The 25,033-nt window shown below is 48.3% G+C and carries 22 protein-coding genes and 1 tRNA gene; 16 read left to right on the forward strand and 7 right to left on the reverse strand.

Going from position 1 to position 25,033, the window contains the following annotated elements; translation table 11 throughout:
* Positions 1-128 precede the first annotated feature (128 nt).
* The 9 genes from IX31_RS12855 (at position 129) to yejF (ending at position 11,941) form a co-directional block, all read left to right on the forward strand.
* Positions 129-1,592, forward strand: a complete 1,464-nt coding sequence (locus IX31_RS12855) for a mannitol dehydrogenase family protein (RefSeq protein WP_034458683.1) — start codon at positions 129-131, stop codon at positions 1,590-1,592.
* A gap of 133 nt (positions 1,593-1,725) precedes the next feature.
* Entirely contained in the window at positions 1,726-2,706 is a 981-nt protein-coding gene (locus IX31_RS12860) for a CobW family GTP-binding protein (RefSeq protein ID WP_034458685.1), read from the forward strand.
* A gap of 41 nt (positions 2,707-2,747) precedes the next feature.
* Complete coding sequence (locus tag IX31_RS12865) at positions 2,748-3,455, forward strand: phosphatase PAP2 family protein (RefSeq protein WP_034458687.1); 708 nt, start codon at positions 2,748-2,750, stop codon at positions 3,453-3,455.
* Positions 3,456-3,876: 421 nt separating this feature from the next.
* Positions 3,877-4,443: a bifunctional murein DD-endopeptidase/murein LD-carboxypeptidase gene (gene mepS / locus IX31_RS12870; RefSeq protein ID WP_034458689.1), complete on the forward strand. Its 567-nt coding sequence runs from the start codon at positions 3,877-3,879 to the stop codon at positions 4,441-4,443.
* Between the two features lie 236 nt (positions 4,444-4,679).
* Entirely contained in the window at positions 4,680-6,257 is a 1,578-nt protein-coding gene (locus IX31_RS12875) for a cyclic di-GMP phosphodiesterase (RefSeq protein ID WP_034458691.1), read from the forward strand.
* Between the two features lie 156 nt (positions 6,258-6,413).
* Positions 6,414-8,222 carry an extracellular solute-binding protein gene (locus IX31_RS12880; protein WP_034458693.1) on the forward strand — a complete coding sequence of 603 codons (1,809 nt, stop codon included), beginning with the start codon at positions 6,414-6,416 and terminating at the stop codon, positions 8,220-8,222.
* 8 nt (positions 8,223-8,230) lie between these two features.
* Positions 8,231-9,328: a microcin C ABC transporter permease YejB gene (locus tag IX31_RS12885; RefSeq protein WP_034458695.1), complete on the forward strand. Its 1,098-nt coding sequence runs from the start codon at positions 8,231-8,233 to the stop codon at positions 9,326-9,328.
* Complete coding sequence (locus tag IX31_RS12890; RefSeq protein ID WP_034458697.1) at positions 9,325-10,350, forward strand: microcin C ABC transporter permease; 1,026 nt, start codon at positions 9,325-9,327, stop codon at positions 10,348-10,350. The genes IX31_RS12885 and IX31_RS12890 overlap by 4 nt, the downstream gene beginning before the upstream one ends.
* A 1-nt stretch (position 10,351) precedes the next feature.
* A complete protein-coding gene (gene yejF, locus IX31_RS12895; RefSeq protein WP_034458699.1) occupies positions 10,352-11,941 on the forward strand; it encodes a microcin C ABC transporter ATP-binding protein YejF in 1,590 nt (529 codons plus the stop codon).
* A gap of 16 nt (positions 11,942-11,957) precedes the next feature.
* On the opposite strand, the gene IX31_RS12900 is transcribed toward yejF, so the two are convergent.
* The 3 genes from IX31_RS12900 to rsuA form a co-directional block, all read right to left on the reverse strand.
* Positions 11,958-12,305: a YejG family protein gene (locus tag IX31_RS12900; RefSeq protein WP_034460077.1), complete on the reverse strand. Its 348-nt coding sequence runs from the start codon at positions 12,303-12,305 to the stop codon at positions 11,958-11,960.
* A gap of 347 nt (positions 12,306-12,652) precedes the next feature.
* Positions 12,653-13,849 carry a Bcr/CflA family multidrug efflux MFS transporter gene (locus IX31_RS12905; RefSeq protein ID WP_034458701.1) on the reverse strand — a complete coding sequence of 399 codons (1,197 nt, stop codon included), beginning with the start codon at positions 13,847-13,849 and terminating at the stop codon, positions 12,653-12,655.
* Between the two features lie 15 nt (positions 13,850-13,864).
* Entirely contained in the window at positions 13,865-14,572 is a 708-nt protein-coding gene (gene rsuA, locus IX31_RS12910; RefSeq protein WP_034458702.1) for a 16S rRNA pseudouridine(516) synthase RsuA, read from the reverse strand.
* 444 nt (positions 14,573-15,016) lie between these two features.
* On the opposite strand from rsuA, the gene radD reads away from it, so the two are divergent.
* Together radD and rplY are read left to right on the forward strand one after the other, a co-directional pair.
* Complete coding sequence (gene radD / locus IX31_RS12920; protein WP_034458706.1) at positions 15,017-16,777, forward strand: DNA repair helicase RadD; 1,761 nt, start codon at positions 15,017-15,019, stop codon at positions 16,775-16,777.
* A gap of 126 nt (positions 16,778-16,903) precedes the next feature.
* On the forward strand, positions 16,904-17,188 hold the full coding sequence (gene rplY / locus IX31_RS12925) for a 50S ribosomal protein L25 (RefSeq protein ID WP_034458708.1): 285 nt from the start codon (positions 16,904-16,906) through the stop codon (positions 17,186-17,188).
* 49 nt (positions 17,189-17,237) lie between these two features.
* Here the strand turns inward: rplY and yejK are convergent, their stop codons facing one another.
* Positions 17,238-18,245 (reverse strand): nucleoid-associated protein YejK, encoded by a 1,008-nt coding sequence (gene yejK, locus IX31_RS12930; RefSeq protein WP_034458710.1) that lies wholly within the window; start codon positions 18,243-18,245, stop codon positions 17,238-17,240.
* 199 nt (positions 18,246-18,444) lie between these two features.
* Between yejK and IX31_RS12935 the strand changes: the two genes are divergently transcribed.
* The 3 genes from IX31_RS12935 to IX31_RS12945 all read left to right on the forward strand — a co-directional run bounded on the left by IX31_RS12935 (position 18,445) and on the right by IX31_RS12945 (position 20,612).
* The gene (locus IX31_RS12935) at positions 18,445-18,672 is read left to right on the forward strand and encodes a YejL family protein (RefSeq protein WP_034458713.1); all 228 of its coding nucleotides are present in this window, start codon (positions 18,445-18,447) and stop codon (positions 18,670-18,672) included.
* Positions 18,673-18,691: 19 nt separating this feature from the next.
* Complete coding sequence (yejM, locus tag IX31_RS12940) at positions 18,692-20,458, forward strand: LPS biosynthesis-modulating metalloenzyme YejM (RefSeq protein ID WP_034458714.1); 1,767 nt, start codon at positions 18,692-18,694, stop codon at positions 20,456-20,458.
* A 77-nt stretch (positions 20,459-20,535) separates the two neighbouring features.
* Positions 20,536-20,612: transfer RNA gene (locus IX31_RS12945), tRNA-Pro, on the forward strand.
* 89 nt (positions 20,613-20,701) lie between these two features.
* Here IX31_RS12945 and IX31_RS12950 read toward each other — a convergent pair.
* Positions 20,702-21,967, reverse strand: coding sequence for a Y-family DNA polymerase (locus IX31_RS12950; RefSeq protein ID WP_034460079.1), 1,266 nt, complete (start codon positions 21,965-21,967; stop codon positions 20,702-20,704).
* A 2-nt stretch (positions 21,968-21,969) separates the two neighbouring features.
* Entirely contained in the window at positions 21,970-22,326 is a 357-nt protein-coding gene (gene umuD / locus IX31_RS12955; protein WP_122974016.1) for a translesion error-prone DNA polymerase V autoproteolytic subunit, read from the reverse strand.
* 241 nt (positions 22,327-22,567) lie between these two features.
* Here umuD and IX31_RS12960 point away from each other — a divergent pair, with 241 nt between their 5' ends.
* Positions 22,568-23,848 carry a DUF445 domain-containing protein gene (locus IX31_RS12960; protein ID WP_034458716.1) on the forward strand — a complete coding sequence of 427 codons (1,281 nt, stop codon included), beginning with the start codon at positions 22,568-22,570 and terminating at the stop codon, positions 23,846-23,848.
* A 61-nt stretch (positions 23,849-23,909) separates the two neighbouring features.
* On the opposite strand, the gene IX31_RS22395 is transcribed toward IX31_RS12960, so the two are convergent.
* Positions 23,910-24,059: an AcrZ family multidrug efflux pump-associated protein gene (locus tag IX31_RS22395; protein WP_034458718.1), complete on the reverse strand. Its 150-nt coding sequence runs from the start codon at positions 24,057-24,059 to the stop codon at positions 23,910-23,912.
* A gap of 128 nt (positions 24,060-24,187) precedes the next feature.
* Here IX31_RS22395 and modE point away from each other — a divergent pair, with 128 nt between their 5' ends.
* Positions 24,188-24,979, forward strand: coding sequence for a molybdenum-dependent transcriptional regulator (gene modE / locus IX31_RS12970; RefSeq protein ID WP_034458719.1), 792 nt, complete (start codon positions 24,188-24,190; stop codon positions 24,977-24,979).
* Positions 24,980-25,033 lie beyond the last annotated feature (54 nt).

Here is a 25,033-nt window from a genome sequence, read left to right on the forward strand (position 1 = left end):
AATTTTGCGGTGATATTGGTTGATCCAGCTCACATTAAAGGGATAAAGACAGCACACCAATTTGATTTGTTGTCATATAACTTTAGACTGGGCAATGTTACTAATTAGTTAACCAGGATTTGCATTTTATGAACACAATTGCTTCAGCCACGTTACCTGTCGATATTCAACAGCCTCTTTATGACCGCAAGGCTTTAAAAACCCGCATTGTTCATTTTGGTTTTGGTGCGTTTCATCGCGCACACCAGGCGCTGTTGACGGATCGAGTACTCAATAAATTAGGGGGTGACTGGGGCATCTGCGAAATTAGCCTGTTTAGCGGTGATAAGCTGATGAGCGCGTTACGTGCGCAGGATCATTTATACACCGTGCTGGAAAAAGGTCGCGATGGCAACCAGGCGATTATTGTCGGCGCGGTTAACGAATGCCTGAATGCAAAACTTGATGGGCTGGATGCGATTATTGAGAAGTTCTGCGAACCCCAGGTCGCGATTGTGTCTCTTACCGTGACTGAAAAGGGATATTGCATTGACCCGGCAACCGGCAAGCTTGATAGCAATAACGAGCGCATTATTCACGACCTGCAAAACCCTGAAGAACCGCACTCAGCTCCGGGCATTTTGGTGGAAGCTCTGAATCGCCGCCGCGAACGTGGGCTACGCCCATTTACCGTACTTTCTTGCGACAACATTCCCGACAACGGCCGCGTCGTACGCAATGCGGTCATTGGCATGGCGGAAACGCGCAGCCAGGAATTAGCGGACTGGATTCGCGAGCATGTCACCTTCCCTGGCACCATGGTTGATCGAATTGTCCCTGCGGCGACACCTGAATCATTGCAAGAAGTCACTGACACGCTGGGCGTGGAAGATCCCTGTGCCATTGCGGGCGAGCCATTTATCCAGTGGGTCATTGAAGATAACTTTGTTGCAGGCCGCCCAGCGTGGGAAGAAGTTGGCGTCGAAATGGTTGACGACGTGATGCCATGGGAACAAATGAAATTACGTATGTTGAACGGCAGCCACTCATTCCTCGCCTGGCTCGGCTACCTCGCAGGCTATGCGCATATCAATGACTGCATGGCAGATGAGCATTTCCGTAAGGCGGCACACCGTTTGATGATGCAAGAGCAAGCGCCAACACTGCGCGTTACAGGCGTAAATCTACAGCAGTATGCCCATAACCTGCTTGAGCGTTTTGACAACCCGGCGCTGAAACACCGCACCTGGCAAATCGCGATGGACGGTAGCCAGAAACTTCCACAGCGTATGCTAGAAAGTGTGCGCTGGCATCTGCAACAAGGCGATGAGTGGCCATGCCTGGCTTTGGGAATTGCCGCCTGGATGCGTTATGTCAGTGGCACAGACGATGCGGGTCATGAAATTGATATTCGCGACCCGTTAGCAGAAAAGATTAAAACGCTGGTTGCAAACAGCTCTATTAATGAGCGAGTTCATGCCCTGCTCAGTCTGCGTGAAATCTTTGGCACCGACCTGCCTGCTGATGAACAATTCGTTGCGCGCATTACCGCTGCGTGGAATGAGTTATGCAGCAAAGGTGCGAAAGCCGCGGTCGCAGATTTGGTCGCTTAATTTAACAATCAATGCCTTTAACCCCGCTTCACAAGGATGTGGAGTCGTCCGGGCTTCATTTTTTGGTAATTGTTGTTCAGGATAGTGATAATTGAACATTACGTAAGGTTCACTTAACCCGTCCGGAGCACTTGTGACTAAAACCAACCTGATTACCGGTTTCCTCGGTAGCGGCAAGACCACTACCATTCTGCATTTACTTGCCAATAAGCCCGAGCATGAAAAATGGGCTGTGCTGGTCAACGAATTCGGTGAAGTCGGAATCGACGGCGCGTTATTAGCCGACAGCGGTGCTTTGCTGAAAGAAATCCCCGGTGGCTGTATGTGTTGTGTAAACGGACTGCCGATGCAGGTAGGGCTCAATACTTTACTTCGTCAGGGTAAACCTGATCGTCTGCTCATCGAACCGACAGGGCTTGGTCACCCAAAACAAATCCTCGATATGTTGACTGCCGAAGTTTACCAGCCATCGATTGAACTCAACGCCACTCTGTGTCTGCTTGATCCACGCCAGTTGCTTGATGAGCGGGCAGTCAATAATGATAATTTCCGCGATCAACTCGCTGCTGCCGATATCATTATTGCAAATAAAGAAGACCGTTCCAGCGATGAAAGCCGCGCGGCTCTTAACGAATGGTGGCTGCGTGAGGGTACTGGGCGGGAAATGATCGCCGCGCAAAATGGCCATATTGATATTAGCCTTCTTGATAAACCACGCCAAAACCTGCGCGAGGTGCCATCCAGTCAGGACCATAACCATAGTCATGCAGCAACACGTGGGTTAGCGGCATTAAGTTTGCCTGAGCATCAACGCTGGCGGCGCAGCATTAATAGTGGCCAGGGTTATGTGGGTTGCGGATGGATTTTTGATGCCGACACACTATTTGACACAGTAGGGGTTCTGGAATGGGCTAGACTTGCTCCTGTCGACCGCGTCAAAGGTGTGCTGCGTATTGCGGAGGGTTTGGTACGAATCAACCGTCAGGGCCTTGATTTCCATATTGAAACGCAGAATGTCGCTCCACCTGACAGCCGCATAGAGTTAATACATAGCGGTGACGTTGACTGGAATGCGCTACAAACTTCATTGTTGAAGCTACGTTTAAGTTTGTGAGTCTACCCTTTCGTCTTTGTTAAAATATCTAATGATTTAGTATGAATAATATTCGATTACCTCTCATCCTTGTGCTCAATGCACTTGGGTTAGCACTATTTTTTAGTTGGTATCTGCCCGAAGGGCATGGTTTTTGGTTTACCCTGGACTCCGGGATCTTCCATTTCTTTAACCGCGAGCTGGTTAAGAGCCATGCGTTCCTGGTGTTTGTTGCCGTGACAAATAACCGCGTGTTCGATGGTATTTCGCTATTAGCGATGGGTGCACTGTTTTTCTGTTACTGGCGCACGGAGTCTGCGACAGGCCGCCGACGCATGATCATCATGGGTATTGTGATGTTATTTTGCGCAATTATTATCAATCAACTTGGCCATTTGATTCCCGAATCCCACGTCAGCCCAACGCTCTATTTCACGGATATTCACCGTGTTAGCGAATTGCTGCATTTCCCAACTAAAGATGCGTCTAAGGACAGTTTCCCTGGCGATCATGGATTAATGCTGCTGATTTTTACCGGCTTCATGCTGCGATATTTCGGTAAAAAAGCGTTTGCTATTGCTGTCGTTATTTTCCTGATTTTCATCATGCCACGCATGATGATCGGTGCACATTGGTTCACTGATATCTTCGTCGGCTCGTTATCTATTGCTCTCGTTGGGTTGCCCTGGGTTCTATTAACCCCAATAAGCGATGGGTTAATAAATCTCCTGGATCGTTATTTACCCGGCAAAAAAAGAACAATTCAATAACACCAAATAAACATTATTTTCAGCAATCATCAGAAACCAGAAATGATTGCTGCCTGTTTTTTATCCACGCACATGGAGTGTCTAATATTTAACCTGCCATCTTCATTAGACAAATGAAGTACCTGCGCAGATAAGCAACAGTTCTGGTTAACAACTACGCAATATTACTTTTTAACTTTTAACATCACAATTTCTTATAAAATTTCCGTGAAAACCGCTCGCCATGCCTGATTTGATGAGGTAACCTCGAATACGTTTTGCGCTGATGCCCAATTCATTTGTTATGTGAATAATTTTGTGCGACAAACCACAGTTTTGTTCATTAGCGTTTGTCTCATGGCGCGCAGGTAATTAGTCTCGTCACGTTGGTATTTTGTATAACGATATTTATCGTTAAGGACATCAAGGGATAACAAACATAATGGTCAAGTCTCAGCCTATTTTGAGATATATCTTGCGGGTAATTCCCGCCGTTGCTGTGGCAGTTATGCTGTCAGCATGTAGTTCGACAAACACCGCAAATATGCATTCTGAGACGCATGCAGTCGGCAATAAAGATGGTTTTTTACTGCAAGCTTCTCAGGATGAATTCGAAGAGATGGTCCGTAATGTAGATGTGAAATCACGTCTTATGGATCAATATGCAAGTTGGAAAGGCGTTCGTTATCGCCTCGGTGGCAGTAATAGAAGCGGTATTGATTGTTCTGCATTCGTGCAGCGCACATTCCGTGAACAATTCGGTTTAGAGTTGCCTCGTTCAACTTCTGAACAGCAGGATTCAGGTAAATCGATTTCACGTAGTAAATTACGTACTGGTGATTTAGTTCTGTTCCGTGCAGGTTCAACGGGTCGACATGTTGGAATTTATATCGGTAACAACCAGTTTGTACATGCTTCCACCAGCAGTGGTGTGACGATTTCAAGCATGGATGAGCCTTACTGGAAAAAGCGCTACAACGAAGCGCGACGCGTATTGAGCCGCAGTTAATGCGCACCTTGCAGACAGTTACTCCCTTGGCTGATCTGCAAGACACCAATATGACGAGACAAAAGAACGCTGCTTATGCAGCGTTTTTTATTGCCTGAAATTCATCCAGTTAAATAATTATGAAATGATGATAGTTTTCGTTCGAAACTTTATGACGTATCGATCGTTTTTGCGTTATAGTCCAAAAAAACGCAAATAAACGATCAGTCTCTTGCGCTTGCAGGAACCATTCATACATGTTTTCTAAAAATATTTTCTCACGTTACTTTACTTCTATCCGGCAAATAGCCGCCTTCAGTATTTTAGCCGGCGTGCTTGCCGCGCTAATGATTGGCGGAATAACCAGTCTGACATTACACAGTAAGCGTGAAGCCAACTACGACACACTGACTGAAGATATGCGTGAATATCTCAGCATCTTTTTCGAGGATCTACAGTCGACCATCAGCGGCATTCAACCGTTAACCCTTTCAGACTGCCATCAAGTCTCCGGCGAATTGACCTCGCGCGCAGCCTTTAACGCTAACGTTCGCGCCTTTGTATTAGTTCGTAACGGCAACGCCTACTGCTCTTCGGCTACGGGCAGCATGTTGATGGAGATGCACCAGCTCTCCCCAGATATCGATCTCAACAAGAATATTGACCTGGCTATCATGCTCGGTACCCCAATGATGCCCGGTAAGCCAACTATTGCCGCATGGTTTAAAAATCCAATAATTGAGGGGCGCGGTGTTTTCGCCACCCTGAATGTAAATCTTACACCGTATCTATTATTCACTACTCGCCAGAGCGATATGGTGTCGATGGCGATCATCGCAGGTGATAAAGCGCTAACCACAATATCCAGCAATGTGATGAATGCTGAGAATCTCCCGAAGCATCCTACACGCGTAATATCCATGGAAGATTATCCCATCAAGATAGCGTTGTATGGCAAAACCTGGCCCGTAGAAGACATTCAAATCTCGATTCTGACCGGGCTCGTATTCGGCATACTCGGTGGTGCGTTATGCGCCTATTTCCTGACGGTGCGCCTACGCTCTGGTAAAGAGATTTTGATGGGCATTAAGCGTGGGCAATTTTATGTTGTATATCAGCCGGTTGTTGATGCCAAAGAATTAAAAATGTCAGGCGTGGAAGTGTTGATGCGCTGGAACCACCCAATTGCGGGGCTTATTCCTCCCGATGCATTTATCGCGTTTGCCGAAGCACAGCAATTGATTGTTCCCCTCACCCGCCATTTGTTTGAATTGATTGCACGTGATGCCCAAAAGCTCCAGCATATCTTACCGGCTGGTGCGCGCCTCGGCGTGAATTTGGCTCCTAGCCATTTACACTCACCAACCTTTAAAGAAGATATTCAAGCTTTTGCCGCCTCATTGCCTCCTTATCATTTCCAGCTAATTTTCGAAATCACTGAACGAGATATGGTGAAAGAAAATGAAGCCAGTTGCCTGTTTACCTGGATGAATGAGCAAGGATTTCAAACTGCAGTCGATGATTTTGGTACAGGGCACAGCGCACTTATCTATCTGGAACGCTTTAAACTGGATTACCTGAAGATCGATCGCGGCTTTGTGAATTCTATAGGTTTAGAAACTGTAACATCCCCTGTACTTGATGCCGTATTAACCCTTGCTCGCAAGCTAAGTATGACGACGGTCGCTGAAGGCGTGGAAACACCTGAGCAAGCCAAATGGTTAATCGACCGAGGGGTAAATTATTTACAAGGTTACTATTTCGCCCGCCCACTCACTCTTGAGCAATTGAAGTCATGGGACGGTCAGCAAAAAACCTACGATGAGCTTGTTTGAGCCCAGCCAACACCGATGCGGCTTGAAGTATGGCAGCTATAACTTATGATTTATCATCATGGCGTTATAACGCGGCGGGGCGTTGCCTGGACACTGATATTGTTTCGGGAAGAAACGATGAGGTAAGCTCCTCCTCAACAAGGATTGATCTATACGATGTTTGCACGCATTCTCACCCTGCTAAGCCTTTGCCTGATTGCAGCCCCAGGCCTTGCTGAAAACATCAAGGAAAGCTACTCCTTTGCCGTTTTAGGGGAACCTAAATACGCCATCAACTTTACCCATCTTGATTATGTTAACCCTGCGGCTCCAAAAGGCGGGGATATCACGCTCTCAGCAATTGGCACCTTTGATAACTTCAACCGCTATGCTTTGCGTGGCAATCCTGGTGTAAGGACCGATACCCTGTATGACACGCTTTTTGCCAACTCCGATGACGAGCCGGGAAGCTACTACCCGCTGGTCGCTGAGATGGCGCGTTATCCTGATAACTTCGCGTGGGCCGAAATCGAAATTAATCCGCAGGCGCGTTTTCATGATGGGACGCCCATAAAAGCCAGTGATGTCGCCTTTACCTTCAACAAATTTATGACCGAAGGCGTACCGCAATTTCGTCTGGTTTATAAGGGCGCAAAAGTGAGGGCAATTGCCCCTTTAACGGTGCGCATTGAACTGGCAACACCCAGTAAAGAACGCATGTTAGGTTTGTTCTCGCTACCCGTGTTCCCTGAAAAATTTTGGAAGAATCATAAACTCAGCGATCCTCTATCTGCTCCCCCTCTGGCAAGTGGCCCCTACAAGATAACGGCCTGGCGCATGGGGCAATACATCACCTACTCACGTGTCAGGGACTACTGGGCCGCCAATTTGCCAGTTAACCGGGGGCGCTGGAATTTTGACTCTATTCGGTACGACTATTACCTCGATGACAATGTCGCCTTTGAAGCTTTCAAAGCCGGAGCGTTCGATTTTCGTAACGAAGCTTCAGCCAAAAATTGGGCCACGCGTTACACAGGGAAGAATTTTGCTAATCATTTCATCGTAAAAGAAGAACAACCCAACGATGCGGCGCAGGATGCACGCTGGCTGGCCTTTAACATTCAGCGCCCAATTTTTGAGGACCGGAAAGTGCGCGAAGCGATTGGCCTGGCCTTTGATTTTGAATGGATGAACAAAGCGCTTTTCTATGGTGCTTACAGCAGGGCAAACAGTTATTTCCAGAATACGGAATATGCTGCTCGTGATTATCCGCATGCGGATGAGCTCATCCTGTTAGCTCCCTTGAAAAAAGATTTACCGCCAGAAGTTTTCACCAGCGTCTACAACCCGCCAAAATCGAACGGCAATGGTTTTGACCGTGAGAACCTGCTCAAAGCGATGACGTTGTTAAAAGAGGCTGGATGGGAACTGAAAGACCAGAAACTCATCAATGTTAAAACTGGCAAACCCTTCACCTTCGAATTGCTAATAGGGGCCTCCGGTAACACACAGTGGGTTTTACCATTCCAGCATAATTTACAACGGCTGGGGATCACGATGGAGATTCGTCAGGTCGACAACTCGCAGCTCACCAACCGCATGCGCAAGCGAGACTACGATATGATACCAACGCTTTATAGCGCCATGCCTTATCCCAGCGCTGACGTGCAGATCGCATGGGCTTCAGAATACGTTGATTCCACATATAATGCCCCCGGGGTGAAAAGCCCGGTGGTTGACGAACTGATTTCTCAGATTGTGGCTAATCAAGGTGATAAACAAAAACTGCTTCCCTTAGGCCGGGCTCTGGATCGCGTACTGACATGGAATTATTACATGATCCCAATGTGGTACATGGCCGCAGATCGTTTCGCCTGGTGGAACAAGTTTTCAAAGCCGGCTATTCATCCGTTATACGCAACCGGGTTTGATACCTGGTGGTATGACGTCAATAAAGCCGCACATTTACCCGCTAACAGGCGTTAAGGGAATATATGGGAAGTTATCTGTTACGTCGCTTGTTGCTGATAATCCCCACGTTGTGGGCAATTATCACCATCAACTTTTTCATCGTACAGATAGCGCCAGGCGGCCCTGTGGATCAGGCTATTGCAGCAATTCAGTTTGGCCATGGTTCGGGTGTGCCGGGCATCGCCACTGACACTATGGGCAGCGGCCATGCGCGTGTTGGCGTGGGTAACGTTGGTGACAGCCAGTACCGAGGAGCACGAGGTCTTGATCCGGAAGTGATTGCTGAAATCACTCATCGCTATGGTTTTGATAAACCGATCCATGAACGCTACTTCAAAATGCTTGGCGATTATTTGCGCTTTGACTTTGGTGACAGCCTGTTTCGCAGCGCATCCGTTATCCATCTGATTAAAGAGAGCCTGCCGGTTTCTATCTCGATTGGCCTGTGGAGCACCCTGATTATCTATATTGTGTCGATCCCACTCGGCATACGAAAAGCCGTCAGTAATGGCAGCAGTTTTGATATCTGGAGCAGCACTTTTATTATCATTGGCTACGCCATTCCCGCATTCTTATTCGCAATTTTGCTGATTGTATTGTTTGCTGGCGGCAGCTATCTGGACTGGTTCCCGCTACGCGGGTTGGTGTCGACTAATTTTGATACCTTACCGTGGTACAGCAAAATTATTGATTACCTTTGGCATATCACGCTGCCGGTGCTGGCAACTGTGGTAGGAGGTTTTGCGACCTTAACCATGCTGACGAAGAACTCGTTTCTTGATGAAATTCGCAAACAATACGTGGTCACCGCCCGCGCCAAGGGGCTGAGTGAAAAGAAAATCCTCTATCGCCATGTGTTCCGCAACGCCATGCTATTGGTGATTGCCGGTTTTCCTGCCACGTTCATCAGTATGTTTTTTACCGGTTCACTGCTAATCGAAGTTATGTTCTCGCTAAATGGCCTGGGTTTATTGGGCTATGACTCAACTATTTCACGCGATTATCCGGTGATGTTTGGCACGCTGTATATCTTTACACTCATTGGTTTACTACTGAATATTTTGAGCGATATTACTTACACGCTGGTCGATCCGCGTATTGATTTTGAGGGCCGTGGATGAGCCGTTTAAGTCCTGTGACTCAGGCCCGCTGGGCTCGGTTTTGCCAAAACAAACGCGGCTACTGGTCGTTATGGTTTTTTGCCGTTCTGTTTGTGCTTAGCATAGGTTCAGAGCTTATTGCTAACGATCGCCCATTAGTCGTTCACTACCAGGAACGCCTCTATTTCCCATTTGTTGCCAATTATAGTGAAAGTGATTTCGGCGGGCCTTTAGCAACGCCTGCTGATTATCAGGACCCGTGGCTTGCAGAACGTCTGAGTCAAAAAGGTTGGGTAATCTGGGCACCGATTCGCTTTGGCTCTAATTCCATTAACTTTGCCACCAGGGTCCCCTTCCCATCACCGCCAAGTTCCCAGAACTGGTTAGGAACTGACGCCAATGGTGGCGATGTACTGGCGCGTATTCTCTATGGCACGCGTATTTCTATTCTGTTCGGCCTGATGCTGACACTCTTTTCCAGCGTGATTGGCATAATTGCCGGTACAGTTCAGGGCTATTACGGCGGGCGAGTAGACTTATGGGGGCAGCGTTTTATCGAGGTGTGGTCCGGTATGCCAACACTCTTCCTGATAATCCTGCTTTCAAGCGTTATCCAGCCTGACTTCTGGTGGCTGCTGGGTATTACGGTGCTGTTTGGCTGGATGAGTCTGGTGGGTGTGGTACGTGCAGAGTTTCTGCGCACCCGAAACTTCGATTACATTCGCGCAGCACAGGCGATGGGTGTCAGCGACAGGTCGATAATCACACGTCATATGCTGCCTAACGCCATGGTCGCCACTCTGACGTTCTTACCCTTTATTCTTTGCGGTTCGATTACCACTCTCACCTCACTGGATTTCCTGGGTTTTGGTTTGCCACTGGGTTCACCATCACTGGGTGAACTGTTGCTGCAAGGCAAAAATAACCTTCAGGCTCCATGGCTTGGCATCACCGCATTTCTCTCGCTGGCAGTACTGCTGACGTTACTTATTTTCATCGGCGAAGCAGTGCGCGACGCCTTCGATCCGAGCAAGGCGCACTGATATGACCACTCCACTGCTGTCTATTAAGAATTTATCCGTGGCTTTCCGTAGCGGCGACACCATTCGGCAAGTGGTGGACGATTTATCGCTTGAAGTGAATGCCGGTGAAACACTCGCATTAGTCGGTGAATCAGGCTCAGGGAAAAGCGTCACGGCATTATCGGTGCTGCGTCTGTTACCGGCACCGCCAGTTGTTTATCCGTCGGGTGAAATTTTCTTTAAAGGGCAGGAGTTATTACATGCTCCTGAACATACACTTCGAAGCGTTCGTGGCAACAAAATCGCCATGATTTTTCAAGAACCGATGGTTTCACTAAACCCGCTGCACAACATTGAAAAACAGCTTTATGAGGTGTTATCACTGCATCGCGGGATGCGCCGTGAAGCCGCTCGAGCGGAAATGCTGACGTGCCTTGATCGGGTTGGTATTCGTAATGCGGCAAACCGCTTAACTGATTTCCCCCATCAACTTTCCGGTGGTGAGCGCCAGCGTGTGATGATTGCCATGGCGCTGCTGACTCGCCCGGAATTACTCATTGCCGATGAGCCGACAACGGCTCTGGATGTCACGGTGCAGGCGCAAATTCTGCAATTACTCAAAGAGCTCAAACAAGAGCTGAATATGGGGCTATTGTTCATTACCCATAATCTGAATATCGTCAAAAAGCTGGCAGATAACGTTGCCGTCATGCGCAACGGTAGATGTGTTGAACAAAACTCCGCAACTAAACTGTTATCAGCACCGCAGCACCCTTACACACAACAACTGTTGGACGCAGAGCCTACGGGTAGCCCACGTCCCGTAGAGGAAAACAGTAAGCCGTTATTGACTGTTCAAGGATTGCAGGTCGCCTTCCCTATTCGCCGCGGGTTGCTTAAGAAAACCATCGGGTATAACTACGGAATAAAAGACCTAAGCTTTACGCTGCATGCCGGTGAAAGCATCGGTCTGGTTGGGGAGTCAGGATCAGGTAAAAGTACGACCGGCCTTGCGTTGCTACGCCTGATTAATTCCAGCGGTGAGATATGGTTTGATGGCAAACCACTGCATGAGCTTAATCGCAAAAAGCTGCTACCGCTGCGTCGCCGTATTCAGGTCGTATTCCAGGACCCTAATTCATCGCTGAATCCTCGTCTGGATGTTTTGCAGATAATTGAAGAAGGTTTACGCGTACACCAGCCTGCGTTAACTGCGGCAGAACGTGAGCAAAAAGTCATCGTGGCAATGCAGGAGGTGGGGTTAGATCCACAAACAATGCACCGTTATACGGCGGAGTTTTCTGGTGGACAAAGGCAGCGTATCGCCATTGCCAGAGCGCTGATTTTACAGCCTGAGTTAATCATTCTTGATGAACCGACTTCTTCGCTCGACCGCTCCGTACAAGCACAAATACTCGCATTACTAAAGTCGTTACAAGAAAAGCATCAGTTGGCCTACATTTTTATCAGCCATGACTTGCGAGTAGTGAAGTCGTTATGTCACCAGATAGTGGTACTGAGGCAGGGAGAAGTGGTTGAACAAGGAGCATGCCAGCAAATTTTTGCAGCACCTCAGGCGGAATACACACGCCAGTTACTTGCACTTGCATAAGCTACAAGCTTAAAAATCAAAAAGGATTAGCGCTGGAGAAAGATTCAGCAATAGCCACGCCGAAATTTTTAAGTCTGCACGTTGCTGTTTGCTCATCCTGACGATTAACGAACAGGCAGGGCTGACCTTCACATTCCACCACAGCAGAATCCACCTCGATATCTCTTAGCGCCATGCTTAATTTGTGCATGGTCGGCCAGGCTGAATCACTATTGCTATCGCTCAGTAATTTCAAACCTATCAGGCAATTTTCAGCGTTCTGACCATTTTGCGGAATCGGTTCAACTCTGGAACCTGCAAAACCCGCCAACCAACGATATCTATGTGGTAAGCGATGAACAATGGAAAGCTGTAACGTATTCACTGTGGTATCCCCAAAAAAATCCAAAATTATTTCACAAACAGTTTACATAAAGGTTAACACAATGTTGATGCTTTGTGTGTAAACAACCTAGAAACCGCTTACATCCGTTGTAATTATTTGTCTACCATTTCATATTTAACGTTTTATTTTTGTGGTGCTGCACACGTTTCGGCGCTATATGTAACGCTTTCCGCGATGTAACTCAACCTTTTTAACTACAAGAATGTGACTTTTTGTTGTTGATGTGTTTACATTTAAGAAACAAATTGTAGACGCTAATGGGGAATTTTCGTTGATTTAGATTAAACAACGGGCATCCAGGCGATACCCGTTTTAGAATTTTAAGACTATTTAGTGGCTAACCGAGGGCGACTTGCGTAGAGATAAAAAACAATAGAGCATGTTGCACACACCGCGATCGACCAAATCATCGGCCACGCAGAATTAAAAGTCGCAAAAGATAGCAGCGCGCCGGTTAATGCACCGATACCAAAACGAAACGTGCCAGCCAGCGAAGAAGCTGTTCCCGCCATATGTGGAAACTCATCAAGAATTACCGCCATTGCGTTAGACGACACCATTGAAACGCAACCAACAAATGCCGCCACGCCCAATACCATCGACCAAAAACCTAACCCCAGCCCCGTACTAAGTACCAGCCAGATAGCCATAGCAAACTGGACAAATAAGCCAAAGCGGAACATCGCCAGCGGGCCGAAACGGCGTACAAAGCGGCTATTAATTAGCGTCATCACAATTAAAAACAAAATGTTAAGCGCGAAGTAGTAACCAAAATGCTGTGGCGCAACATGATTGAGTTCAATGTAAACAAACGGACCAGCACTCAAAAATGAGAACATTGCAGCAAAGCTAAAACCACTCGCCAGCATGTAACTCAACACACGCTTATGGCGGAACAACGTCGCGAAGTTACCTATCGTTGTACGCAGGTGAAACTTCTGTCGACGTTCAACGGGTAGCGTTTCGTGGATCAGGAAGAAAATCATCGCTGATGCCAGTAGTGCTGCCAGTGCCAGGATCCAGAAGATTGCATGCCAGCTAAACCACACAAGCACTGCTCCGCCGACCATCGGTGCAATAAGCGGCGCAATTGTAGTTATCAGCATGACAAACGACATCATGCGCGAGAACTCTTCTTTTGGATAAATATCGCGCATCAGGGCGTTAATCACCACGCTTGCTGCGGCTGCAGAAAGACCATGCAGGAAACGCATTGCAATCAGATGATCAATGGTTTGTGAAAGCGCACAAGCAATTGCTGCCGCCGCAAAGATAAGCGTACCACCAAGTACCACAGGCTTACGGCCAATGCTGTCCGCCATCGGGCCATAAAATAGCTGACCGATAGCAAAACCAAGAATATAGGTACTTAACGTCATTTGCGCGCTGCCTGCTGGCACGCCAAACTCTGAGGCAATGACCGGCAATGCCGGTAAGTACATATCTATTGATAACGGCATTAACATGGCCAACAGACCAAGTATCACCACAATGCCAATAGATGAGTTTTGCTTACTACTCAACACTTCCTCCTGGAATTAACGTGGCGGCATGCCAACACTGGCAACTTCTTCTTCGGTTAATGTGCGGTATTCGCCTGGCGCGAGATCCGCATCCATAGCAATTGCACCAATGCGCTCACGGTGTAAGCCCACGACATGGTTGCCTACTGCCGCGAACATGCGTTTTACCTGGTGGTAACGCCCTTCGCTGATAGTCAAACGCACTTCAAGCGGGGTAATGACTTCAAGTGTTGCCGGCAACGTCAGATCTTTTTCATTATGCAGTTGAACGCCAGCAGCAAATTGTTCTGCTGTGTCATCGGAGATCGGATTCTCAAGTGTAACCAGATAGGTTTTCTCACAATGATGGCGCGGAGAAGTAATACGGTGCGACCACTGACCATCATCAGTCATTAAGACCAGACCGGTGGTGTCGATATCCAGACGCCCTGCTGCATGCAGTTTGTGCGCCATTGGCTCATCAAGGAAATACAGCACGGTTGGATGATCCGGGTCTTCTGTCGAACAAACATAACCCTGCGGCTTATTAAGCATAAAGTAGCGAGGGCCGACTTGTTGGGTCAGGCTTCTGCCATCAAATTCAACCTGATGTTCAGGTGCCAGCTTGAAGGAAGCATCACGTACCATTTCACCATCAATAGTCACGCGCTGCGCGCGGATTTCACGGCCAGCAATAGCACGGCTCACGCCAAGCTGCTGAGAGATAAATTTATCGAGTCGCATTAAATATATTGCCTGTTTATAGAAGTGCCAGCGGGAAGTTTGCTGACGGGGCGTTCAGCCCGCTTTTTTTTGTCAACGTAAACCCTAAATAATTCGAGTTGCAGGTAGGCGGCAAGGGAGCAAATCTCCAGGAGCTTACTAAAGTAAGTGACTGGAGTTTGTGAGTGCAGCCAACACCCCTGCAGCTCGAAATATGACGGGTAAATCATTTGCCTGTTAATTAGTTTGCCAGTATAGCCGGATAGAAAAGTCTCTCAAGCTAAAACCCCGTTTCATGGCATAATCTGCATTATTTTCAATTTATATAGCCTATAGATTTCGAGTTGCAGGTAGGCGGCAAGGGAGCAAACTCCCAGGAGCTTACTTAAGTAAGTGACTGGGATTTGTGAGTGCAGCCAACACCCCTGCAGCTTGAAAGATGACGGCTATCGAATCTGAGAGTTTATGTCCTTTACCTTACGCCCCTACCAACAAGAAGCCGTCGACGCCACCCTGCACTATTTCCGCAAGCACATCACACCAGCGGTGATTGTGTTGCCTACCGGTGCGGGGAAAAGCCTGGTGATTGCCGAACTCGCTCGCGTGGCGCGTGGGCGCGTGTTGGTGCTTGCACACGTCAAAGAGTTAGTCACGCAAAACCATGCTAAATACTGTGCGCTAGGACTTGAAGCCGATATTTTCGCGGCTGGTCTGCAACGTAAAGAGAGCCACGGCAAAGTGGTTTTCGGCAGCGTACAGTCCGTGGCCCGCAATCTTGAAAAATTCCATGGTGAGTTTTCACTGCTGATTGTCGATGAATGCCACCGCATTGGTGATGCCGACGATAGCCAGTACCAGCAAATCCTCGCACATTTACGCGCGGCAAATCCTAAACTGCGCCTGTTGGGGCTGACTGCTACGCCTTACCGATTGGGTAAAGGCTGGATTTATCATTTCCACTATCACGGCATGGTGCGCGGCAACGAAGATGCGCTGTTCCGTGACTGCATCTACGAATTACCGCTGCGCTATATGATCAAACACGGCTACCTTACTCCGCCAGAACGGCTGGATATGCCCGTGGTGCAATACGATTTCAGTCGTTTACAGGCACAATCAAACGGCTTGTTCAGCGAAGCGGATCTTAACCGCGAGCTAAAACAACAAAAACGCATTACGCCGCACATCATCAGCCAAATTATTGAGTTTGCAGCTGACAGACGCGGGGTGATGATTTTTGCCGCAACCGTTGAGCACGCCAAAGAAGTCACCTCCCTGCTGCCTTCAAACGACGCGGCATTAATTACCGCCGACACACCAGGCCCCGCACGCGATACATTAATAGAGGCGTTTAAAAACCAGCAATTCCGTTTCCTGGTTAACGTTTCCGTGCTCACCACCGGCTTTGACGCACCGCATGTCGATTTGATTGCTATTTTGCGCCCAACAGAGTCCGTCAGCCTTTATCAACAAATTGTTGGTCGTGGTTTGCGCCTGGCACCGGGTAAAAAAGATTGCTTGATACTGGATTACGCAGGAAATCCCCACGACCTCTTCACTCCAGAAGTGGGGGGAGCGAAAGGTAAAAGCGATAATGTGCCGGTGCAGGTTTTCTGCCCTTCCTGCGGTTTTGCTAACACCTTCTGGGGAAAAACCACCAGCGACGGCACGTTAATTGAACACTTTGGTCGCCGCTGCCAGGGCTGGTTTGAAGATGACGACGGCACGCGCGAACAATGTGATTTTCGCTTCCGTTTCAAAAATTGCCCGCAATGTAACGCAGAGAACGATATTGCCGCCCGTCGCTGCCACCAGTGCGACCATGTTCTGGTCGATCCCGACGATATGTTAAAAGCCGCGCTGAAATTGAAAGATGCTCTGGTGCTGCGCTGTGGCGGAATGACACTGCAACACGGTGGTGACGAAAAAGGTGACTGGCTGAAGATTACCTATTTTGATGAAGACGGTGCCGATGTTAGCGAGCGCTTCCGTCTGCAAACACCCGCCCAGCGAATGGCGTTTGAACAACTGTTTATTCGGCCACACAGCCGTACGCCAGGCGTGCCGCTACGCTGGATAAACGCCGCTGATGTTGTGGCTCAGCAATCTGCGCTCCGCCACCCGGATTTTGTCGTCGCACGCAAGAACGGCAACTTCTGGAATGTGCGAGAAAAGGTATTTGATTATGAAGGACGCTTCCGTCGCGCGAATGAATTGCGTGGCTAAAGGTTCTTTTCATTGAAGCTGGGGCCAGATATGGCTATAATCCCGCCCGCTTTTGCATCCGCAAAGCAGATCACTTACCTGTTGCTGGGTCGCCTGTAACAGGATTATTTAAGAGAGAAACAGTTAATGTTTACTATCAATGCAGTAGAACGCAAAGAGCAGGGCAAGGGTGCGAGCCGCCGCCTGCGTGCAGCTAACAAATTCCCGGCAATCATCTATGGTGGTTCCGAAGCTGCGATCTCAATCGAACTGGATCACGACAACGTAATGAACCTGCAAGCTAAACCAGGTTTCTACGAAGAAGTTCTGACTCTGGTTGTAGACGGTAAAGAAGTTAAAGTTAAAGTTCAGGCTGTTCAGCGTCACCCGTTCAAGCCGAAACTGGCTCACATCGACTTCGTTCGCGCTTAATTGCGAATTTAGTTCGAAAAAAAACCCGCCTCGGCGGGTTTTTTTATGGCTATTTTCCAGAACTGCGGCGCTGTAACTGGTCGCGCAAATTCGGTGGCGTGCCCTTAATGGTCAACGTGTCAGTCGCCGGATCCCAGTAAATACGCTCACCAAGTAGCATCGCATCAAAACTGATCGTCAACCCACCACCGCTACCGGAAAATTTGGTTAACTGGCGCAATGTGCCACGGTCAGCAGGGAAACTTTCTTCCAGTTCATAGCCTTTATCAGCGGTAAACTGCTGGAAGTTTTTGTCGTCAACAGCCCAGGGTAACTCGTCTGCAAGGGAAGAAAGTTCGATCTCTTCTCCCGCCTGAAGTTGTTCATTGCAGTAGGCATAAACCTGCTGACGTGCGGCCTGACGTTCGTTTTTATCCAGTTGTGCTTCGCTGGTGAAATCGTCCAGCGCTTGCAATAAACCTTTGTTTTGCGCTTTGGCGTTTAAACCTTCGCTTGCACCGAGGAAATCCATAAAGAAATCGGACACTTTGCGCCCCACTCGCCCTTTCAGGAAAGTCAGGTAACGCGTGGATTCCGGGTTAGTTTCCCATTCGGTCAGATCGATACGCGCCACGATATCGGCGTGGTTGATGTCCAGATGGTGCGTGGAACTGATATCCAGCTCTTCGTTGACGCGCATGCTGCTTAAATTGTTCAGCACTGCGACCAGTAAATACTCCACCGCCAGGTAACGATATTGGCAAAACAGCACAATGCCGCCATCAGCAAATGGATATTTTGCCAGCTCATCACGCAAACGGCCGGTCGCAGCGCGGCTGAAGGCGAGGAAATCCTCATCACCTTTTCGCTGTGAACGCAGCGCTTCTGCTAATTCACTCTCTTCGCTGAACAGACCATATGCTTTATTTTTTGCACTATATACGCGGTGCAATTCGGCCATCATTTCTTCTACGGCGCCGTTCGTTGCCAACAGAGAATCACGCAGCACGACTTCAAGTGTCTGTTCGCCGCGTTTGATCAACTGGTGTAAGGCAATCTGGTTGATATCCAGACTCATGATAAACTCTCCTTTTAGACCCGGCGGTATTCAACCATTGCCAGTAGCCTAGTGCAACCTCCCCTAAATAATTCGGGTGAGCGAAGGCAGCCAACGCACGTGCAGCTTGAAGTATGACGGGGAAAGATAAAAAAGCAGAAAAACAGGTCCTTCTACGGTAAGATAACGCCCTTTCCTGAATCTAATTGATTGTTAATTTATGCCACAAATATCCCGTTATAGTGACGAACGCGTCGAAGAACTGTTGAGTGAACTGGCGAGCGTGCTGGAAAAGCACCAAACGCCAACCGATCTTTCCCTGATGGTGCTGGGAAATATGGTCACCAACCTGATTAATACCAGTGTAGCTTCTGCTCAACGCCGCTCACTGGCTCGCTCTTTCGCAGAGGCACTGCAAGCCTCCGTGAGCGAAGACAAAGCTCATTAAGGGATTGTAGTTACACGTTATGGTGACGAATCGTCAGCGCTACCGCGAAAAAGTTTCCCAGATGGTCAGTTGGGGACATTGGTTCGCCCTGTTCAATATCCTGCTGGCAACGCTGCTGGGTAGCCGCTATCTATTTGTCGCTGACTGGCCGGCAACACTCACGGGTCGTATCTACTCCTGGCTGAGTGTTATCGGTCATTTTAGTTTTGTGGTTTTCGCCACTTACCTGCTGATTCTCTTCCCGCTGACCTTCGTTGTGATGTCACAGCGCCTGATGCGCTTTATCTCGGCTGCGCTTGCTACCGCAGGCATGACACTTCTGCTTATCGACAGCGAAGTCTTTACTCGCTTCCATCTCCATCTTAATCCGATTGTCTGGGAACTGGTGATTAACCCCGACCAGAGTGAAATGGCGCGAGATTGGCAGCTGATGTTTATCAGCGTACCGGTCATTTTATTGATTGAAATGCTGTTTGCGACCTGGAGCTGGCAGAAACTGCGCAGCCTGGGGCGTCGTAAACACTATGCAAAACCTGTTGTTGTGCTGTTTTTTGTCGCATTTTTCAGCAGCCATATTATGTATATCTGGGCTGATGCGAATTTCTATCGCCCGGTTACCATGCAGCGTGCCAACTTGCCGCTCTCCTATCCAATGACAGCCCGTCGTTTCCTCGAAAAACATGGCCTGCTGGATGCGAAAGAGTACCAACGTCGACTGGTGGAACAGGGTAATCCTGAAGCTGTATCAGTACAGTACCCACTGAGCGATCTGCAATTCCGTGATATGGGCGCGGGCCACAATGTATTGCTGATTACCGTCGATGGTCTGAACGCTGAATACGCGCCGAAAAACCTGCCGAATCTTAACGAGTTTGCGGCCAGTAACATTAACTTCAAGCAACATATGAGTGCAGGTAACGGTACCGACAGCGGTATTTTTGGCCTGTTCTATGGGATTTCGCCTGCCTATATGGATGGTGTTTTATCAGCCCGAATCCCAGCAGCATTAATTACTGCATTGAACCAACAAGGTTATCAATTGGGGCTGTTCGCTTCCGATGGTTTTGACTCGTCAATGTACCGCCAGGCCCTGTTGTCTGACTTCTCTTTGCCTTCAGCACAGAGCCAATCTGATGGACAAACAGCCTCGCAATGGATTAACTGGCTGACACAGTACGCATCTGATGACAATCGTTGGTTCTCATGGGTTGCCTTTAACGGCACCAGCATCACGGCAGATACTAATCAGCAAGCCTTTGCGCGCCGCTATGCGCGCGCAGCTGGTAACGTTGATGAGCAAATCAAACGTGTACTTGATGCGCTAGAAGCCTCAGGTAAGCTCCAGAATACAGTGGTGATTATTACCGCAGGCCACGGTGTACCTCTTGGTAAAGAGCAGCAAGACTCCTTCGCATGGTCACGTTCACGAATTCAGGTGCCACTGGTTATCCATTGGCCGGGCACACCTGCGCAGACCATTACGAAGCTCACCGATCACCAGGATGTCATGACAACGCTGATGCAGCGCCTGCTTCATGTCAAAAACCCAGCGAATGAATATTCACAAGGTGAAGACTTGTTTGCCGCGACACGCCGTAATAACTGGGTGGTTGGTGCTGATAACAACAGCCTTGCGATTACTTTGCCGACCATGACGCTGGTGCTTGATAACAATGGCAACTATCGGATGTATGATCTGAAAGGCGAAAGCATCAAAGAAACCAAGCCACAGCTTGGGTTATTGCTGCAAGTGCTGACGGATGAGAAGCGCTTTATTGCCAACTGATTGTATATTTATGAACCAGTTAGCAATAAGCCATCTTGCAAACGATCGCCAGATAAGTAGTATTATTTTTCATGCTTCGGCACGTAGCGCAGCCTGGTAGCGCATCGTCATGGGGTGGCGAGGGTCGAGAGTTCGAATCTCTCCGTGCCGACCAGTAACATCTTAAAAAGCAGCCTGTATGGCTGCTTTTTTATGTCTGTATTTTGAGTAGAGAGAAACTCTCCGGGCACTACCTCCCCCTTGTTACACTCTCAGCAAATCTGAATAACGCGTGGTATAACGTGGTGAGAGCATTGCTCTTTTCATTTTCCACGGTTGCTCAATCCCCTGCCCAGTAAAGTACAGAGTCCCTTTACCCTTCTTATTATTAATATCATCAATGACCTGCATAAGAGCTTCACTGTTGGCTCGAGGCGGATTCTCATCAAAGAGGTTGAGCTGTGCCACCCCCTGACTAAAAAAGTCGCCTAGCATAACCCCAGCTTTTTGATAGTGGAGGCCGTTTCGCCAAATGCCGTTCAGACAGCAGGTAGCCGCAGCGATAATGTCGCGCGTATCCTGCGTCGGAGTCAGGAGTTTCACCATCGCCTGGTTACCGTAATAACGTTCATTTGCTGAGAATGGTGATGTTTTGACGAAAGCCGAAATATGGCGGCAATACTGATGTTCAGCCCGCAGTTTTTCTGCGGCACGTGCCGCATAGCTACACAGCGCCTGACGCATGTGTTCGTACTCAGTAAGACGCTCCCCAAACGAACGAGAACAGATGATCTCTTGTTTCGTTGGCACAAACTCTTCAAATCCCAAACAAGATTCCCCACGTAGTTCACGTACCGTTCTCTCAAGAACCACGCTGAAGTGTTTGCGTATAAAACGAATGTCAGTCTCTGCAAGTTGTAAGGTAGTTTTGATACCCATGGCGTCGAGCTTTTTGCTAATCCGACGACCAATTCCCCATACTTCACTGACTGCCAGTTTCGCCATCAGTTTACGTTGCAGGTCGACACCAGACAGATCAACCACTCCTCCTGTTCGTATCTGCCATTTCTTCGCTGCATGGTTCGCAAGTTTAGCGAGAGTTTTTGTCGGAGCTATACCCACGCCTACGGTCAAGTGGGTATATAGCAAAAGCGTGGCGCGGATATGCCGCCCTAGCTCCGCCAGGTTGCGGCAATTATGCACGTCCGAGAAATAGCAAAATGCTTCATCAATAGAATACTTTTCAACGCTCGGGCATATTTCTTCCAGCGTTGTCATCACCCGTTCGGACATATCGGCATACAGCTCGTAGTTGCTACTAAAAGCAGTAACACCATAGTGATGAAAGAGTTCCTTCTGTTTGAAATAGGGACCACCCATTTGTACACCACAGTTTTTAGCCTCAGCGTTGCAGGCCACCACGCACCCATCATTGTTACTTAACACCACCACCGGTTTCCCTTTCAGGTCGGGTCGAAAAACCGTTTCACAGCTGGCATAGAAGCTATTTACATCGACCAGGGCAAACATCATTAACTCATCTGTTTAATGGCGTAAGTCACAACACCAAATATCTCCAGCGCTTCTTCACCGAGACGAATGGGCTGGAAAGAACGATTAAGCGGAGTCAATTGAATCACAGGCCTGAGCTGTAGTTGTCTGACGACAAATTCGCCATTAATCGCCGCAATGACAATGTTGTTATGCACCGCAGTTCTTGCACTGTCGATTACCAGCAGGTCACCATTGCCGATACCGCCCTCTTTCATCGAATCGTCAGATGCGCGCACGAAGTATGTAGCAGCAGGACGCTTAACCAGTAACTCATGAAGATCGATGCCCTTTTCAGCATAGTCCTGTGCAGGTGATGGAAAGGCTGCCATAGTCATTCTCCATACGTCGTTGATTGATAAAAAATTAAAAACGTTTGCGACATTTTGAATCCCATACGAACAATTTACTGTATATATATACAGTATCGTTAAATGAACGAGCCGATCAAGTCACTTGCAGGCAGATTCTTATAACGATTTGAAGAGGTGGAGAATTTAATTAGCCGAAACAGATCAAGATGAATCGCAACCCACATTTGCCCTACCGCTTCAGCCCTCACCGTTCTATGCTTAGTTAATGGAGAAAATGACTGAACTGAAACGCACCAAGCGCCTTGCGCTTTCCTTGCTGCTGATTGCGGCTGTGACTTTTGTGATAACCCTCTTTTTGCCACCGGGATTCTGGGTTAGCGGCTTAAAAGCGATTGCTGAAGCCGCTATGGTAGGTGCACTCGCTGACTGGTTTGCCGTTACCGCATTGTTTCATCGCGTGCCAATCCCCTTTATTTCCCGTCATACGGCGATTATTCCGCGCAACAAAGACCGCATTGGTGAAAACCTGGGTGTCTTTGTGCAGGAAAAATTTCTTGATACTCAATCACTAATAACGCTGATTCGCCGACACGAACCGGCGCATATGATTGGCCAGTGGTTTAGCAAGCCCGACAATGCACAGCGCGTTGGTCAGCATCTGCTGCAAGTGATGAGCGCATTTTTGGACTTAACAGACGATGCGCGTATCCAGCGCTTGATTCGCCAGGCGGTGCATAAGGCCATTGATAAAGTCGATTTAACGCATTCAAGTGCTCTGTTGCTGGAAAGCCTGACCAAAAATAACCGCCATCAGGAACTGCTTGATGCTGTGATTGCTCAAATGCTGGCACTGATTAAACGTGACAGTACGCGGGCGTTTATTGCCCACCAGATTGTGCGCTGGCTAGAAACGGAGCACCCGCGTAAAGCTAAATTGTTACCAACAGAATGGCTCGGGGAGCACAGTGCAGAGCTGGTTTCCAATGCGGTGAACTCATTTCTCGATGATATCAGTCACGATCAAGGCCACCAGATCCGCCAGGCATTTGATCGCGCCACATTAAAGCTCATTGAGAATCTTAAACACTCGCCTCAGATGGCGGAAAAAGCAGACAACATTAAGAGTTATTTGAAAGAGGATGAGGCGTTTAACCGCTATTTGGGCGAACTTTGGGGCGATTTACGGCAATGGCTGAAGGTTGATGTTAATGCTGAGGACTCGCGAGTGAAACAGCGAATTGCTGAGGCTGGACAGTGGCTTGGGGAAACGTTGGTTGCTGACAGCGCGTTACGCGCTTCATTAAACGAGCATCTGGAACAGGCAGTACAAAAGGTTGCTCCTGAGTTTGCTGCGTTCCTGACTCGCCATATTAGCGACACGGTCAAAAGTTGGGATGCGCAGGATATGTCGCGGCAAATCGAATTGAATATTGGTAAAGACTTACAGTTTATCCGTATTAACGGCACGTTGGTTGGGGGGGCAATCGGGCTGGTGCTTTACCTGCTGTCGCAAATACCGACGGTGCTGCCGTTACTGAACTTCTAATGAACTTAACTGAGTTGTATAGAGTATAAAGAAAACGCCCGCATCAGCGGGCGTTAGAAAATCAATGGTTTTGTTTCGGTTGGTCGCGATGACCGACTTTTGAGAAGACGTTAAAGACTTCACCCAATCCATAGATAAGACCGAGGATCACCGCCATAACGATTGGCACCATGACCACGGCAAACACCAAGCTTTTCAATAACTCTAACATGGATGCCTCCAACAAAAGTGAGAGCGGCTATTCTAACGAGCTGACAGAAAAACGCACTCTCCTTTTGTGCGATTTGCCCAACCCCGCGCAATAGAGGAAAATGGCGTTTTCATTATTGCGGAGAGGTTATGCAAGCTGAAATTTTACTGACGCTGAAACTCCAGCAGCGGCTGTTCGCCGATCCACGTCGTATCGCGCTACTTAAACAAATACAACATACCGGCTCAATTAGCCAGGGTGCAAAGCTTGCGGGCATCAGCTACAAAAGTGCCTGGGATGCTATCAACGAGATGAATCAGTTAAGCGACGAGACATTAGTTGAACGAGCAACAGGCGGTAAAGGTGGCGGAGGCGCGATACTGACACGCTATGGCGAACGTCTTATCCAACTGTATGAACTGCTGGCGCAAATCCAACAAAAAGCTTTTGATGTACTGCGTGATGACGCGCTGCCGCTCGATAGTCTACTCGCGGCAATCTCACGATTTTCATTGCAAACCAGCGCCCGTAATCAGCTTTTTGGCACCGTGCTGCACCGTGACAGTGAAAAAGTTCAGCAACATGTTGATATATTGCTGGCTGATGGTTCGACGCGCTTACAAGCAGCAATTACCCGTCAAAGCGCAGAACGCCTGGGTTTGAGCGAAGGCAAAGAAGTCCTAGTGCTGATTAAAGCACCGTGGGTAGAAATCACCACCGATGCAAAACGTGCAAGTGGCGCAGAAAACCAACTCACCGGCATTGTCAGCAATATTCAGCAAGGTGCGGAACAAAGCGAAGTTCTGGTGCAATTACCTGATGGACAAACGCTTTGTGCTACCGTTCCAAATAATGTAGTGGAAACCCAGCAACTGGTAGAAGGTGCTGAAGTCATAGCATTTTTTAATGCCGATCGCGTGATTATCGCCACTCTGTGCTAAATAAAACTGGCGAATTGACAACAAGACAGGCAATCCGTAAATCTGAGTTTAATG

It is taken from the genome of Buttiauxella noackiae, assembly GCF_000737905.1.
Classification (GTDB): Bacteria; Pseudomonadota; Gammaproteobacteria; order Enterobacterales; family Enterobacteriaceae; genus Buttiauxella; species Buttiauxella noackiae.

What these genes read in the sequence shown, in the direction of transcription:
- IX31_RS12855 (WP_034458683.1), top strand. Translation starts at nt 129, where the DNA reads ATGAACACAATTGCTTCAGCCACGTTACCTGTCGATATTCAACAGCCT.
- IX31_RS12865 (WP_034458687.1), top strand. Translation starts at nt 2,748, where the DNA reads ATGAATAATATTCGATTACCTCTCATCCTTGTGCTCAATGCACTTGGG.
- mepS (WP_034458689.1), top strand. Translation starts at nt 3,877, where the DNA reads ATGGTCAAGTCTCAGCCTATTTTGAGATATATCTTGCGGGTAATTCCC.
- IX31_RS12875 (WP_034458691.1), top strand. Translation starts at nt 4,680, where the DNA reads ATGTTTTCTAAAAATATTTTCTCACGTTACTTTACTTCTATCCGGCAA.
- IX31_RS12880 (WP_034458693.1), top strand. Translation starts at nt 6,414, where the DNA reads ATGTTTGCACGCATTCTCACCCTGCTAAGCCTTTGCCTGATTGCAGCC.
- IX31_RS12885 (WP_034458695.1), top strand. Translation starts at nt 8,231, where the DNA reads ATGGGAAGTTATCTGTTACGTCGCTTGTTGCTGATAATCCCCACGTTG.
- IX31_RS12890 (WP_034458697.1), top strand. Translation starts at nt 9,325, where the DNA reads ATGAGCCGTTTAAGTCCTGTGACTCAGGCCCGCTGGGCTCGGTTTTGC.
- yejF (WP_034458699.1), top strand. Translation starts at nt 10,352, where the DNA reads ATGACCACTCCACTGCTGTCTATTAAGAATTTATCCGTGGCTTTCCGT.
- rsuA (WP_034458702.1), bottom strand. Translation starts at nt 14,572, where the DNA reads ATGCGACTCGATAAATTTATCTCTCAGCAGCTTGGCGTGAGCCGTGCT.
- radD (WP_034458706.1), top strand. Translation starts at nt 15,017, where the DNA reads ATGTCCTTTACCTTACGCCCCTACCAACAAGAAGCCGTCGACGCCACC.
- rplY (WP_034458708.1), top strand. Translation starts at nt 16,904, where the DNA reads ATGTTTACTATCAATGCAGTAGAACGCAAAGAGCAGGGCAAGGGTGCG.
- yejK (WP_034458710.1), bottom strand. Translation starts at nt 18,245, where the DNA reads ATGAGTCTGGATATCAACCAGATTGCCTTACACCAGTTGATCAAACGC.
- IX31_RS12935 (WP_034458713.1), top strand. Translation starts at nt 18,445, where the DNA reads ATGCCACAAATATCCCGTTATAGTGACGAACGCGTCGAAGAACTGTTG.
- yejM (WP_034458714.1), top strand. Translation starts at nt 18,692, where the DNA reads ATGGTGACGAATCGTCAGCGCTACCGCGAAAAAGTTTCCCAGATGGTC.
- IX31_RS12950 (WP_034460079.1), bottom strand. Translation starts at nt 21,967, where the DNA reads ATGTTTGCCCTGGTCGATGTAAATAGCTTCTATGCCAGCTGTGAAACG.
- umuD (WP_122974016.1), bottom strand. Translation starts at nt 22,326, where the DNA reads ATGACTATGGCAGCCTTTCCATCACCTGCACAGGACTATGCTGAAAAG.
- IX31_RS12960 (WP_034458716.1), top strand. Translation starts at nt 22,568, where the DNA reads ATGGAGAAAATGACTGAACTGAAACGCACCAAGCGCCTTGCGCTTTCC.
- IX31_RS22395 (WP_034458718.1), bottom strand. Translation starts at nt 24,059, where the DNA reads ATGTTAGAGTTATTGAAAAGCTTGGTGTTTGCCGTGGTCATGGTGCCA.
- modE (WP_034458719.1), top strand. Translation starts at nt 24,188, where the DNA reads ATGCAAGCTGAAATTTTACTGACGCTGAAACTCCAGCAGCGGCTGTTC.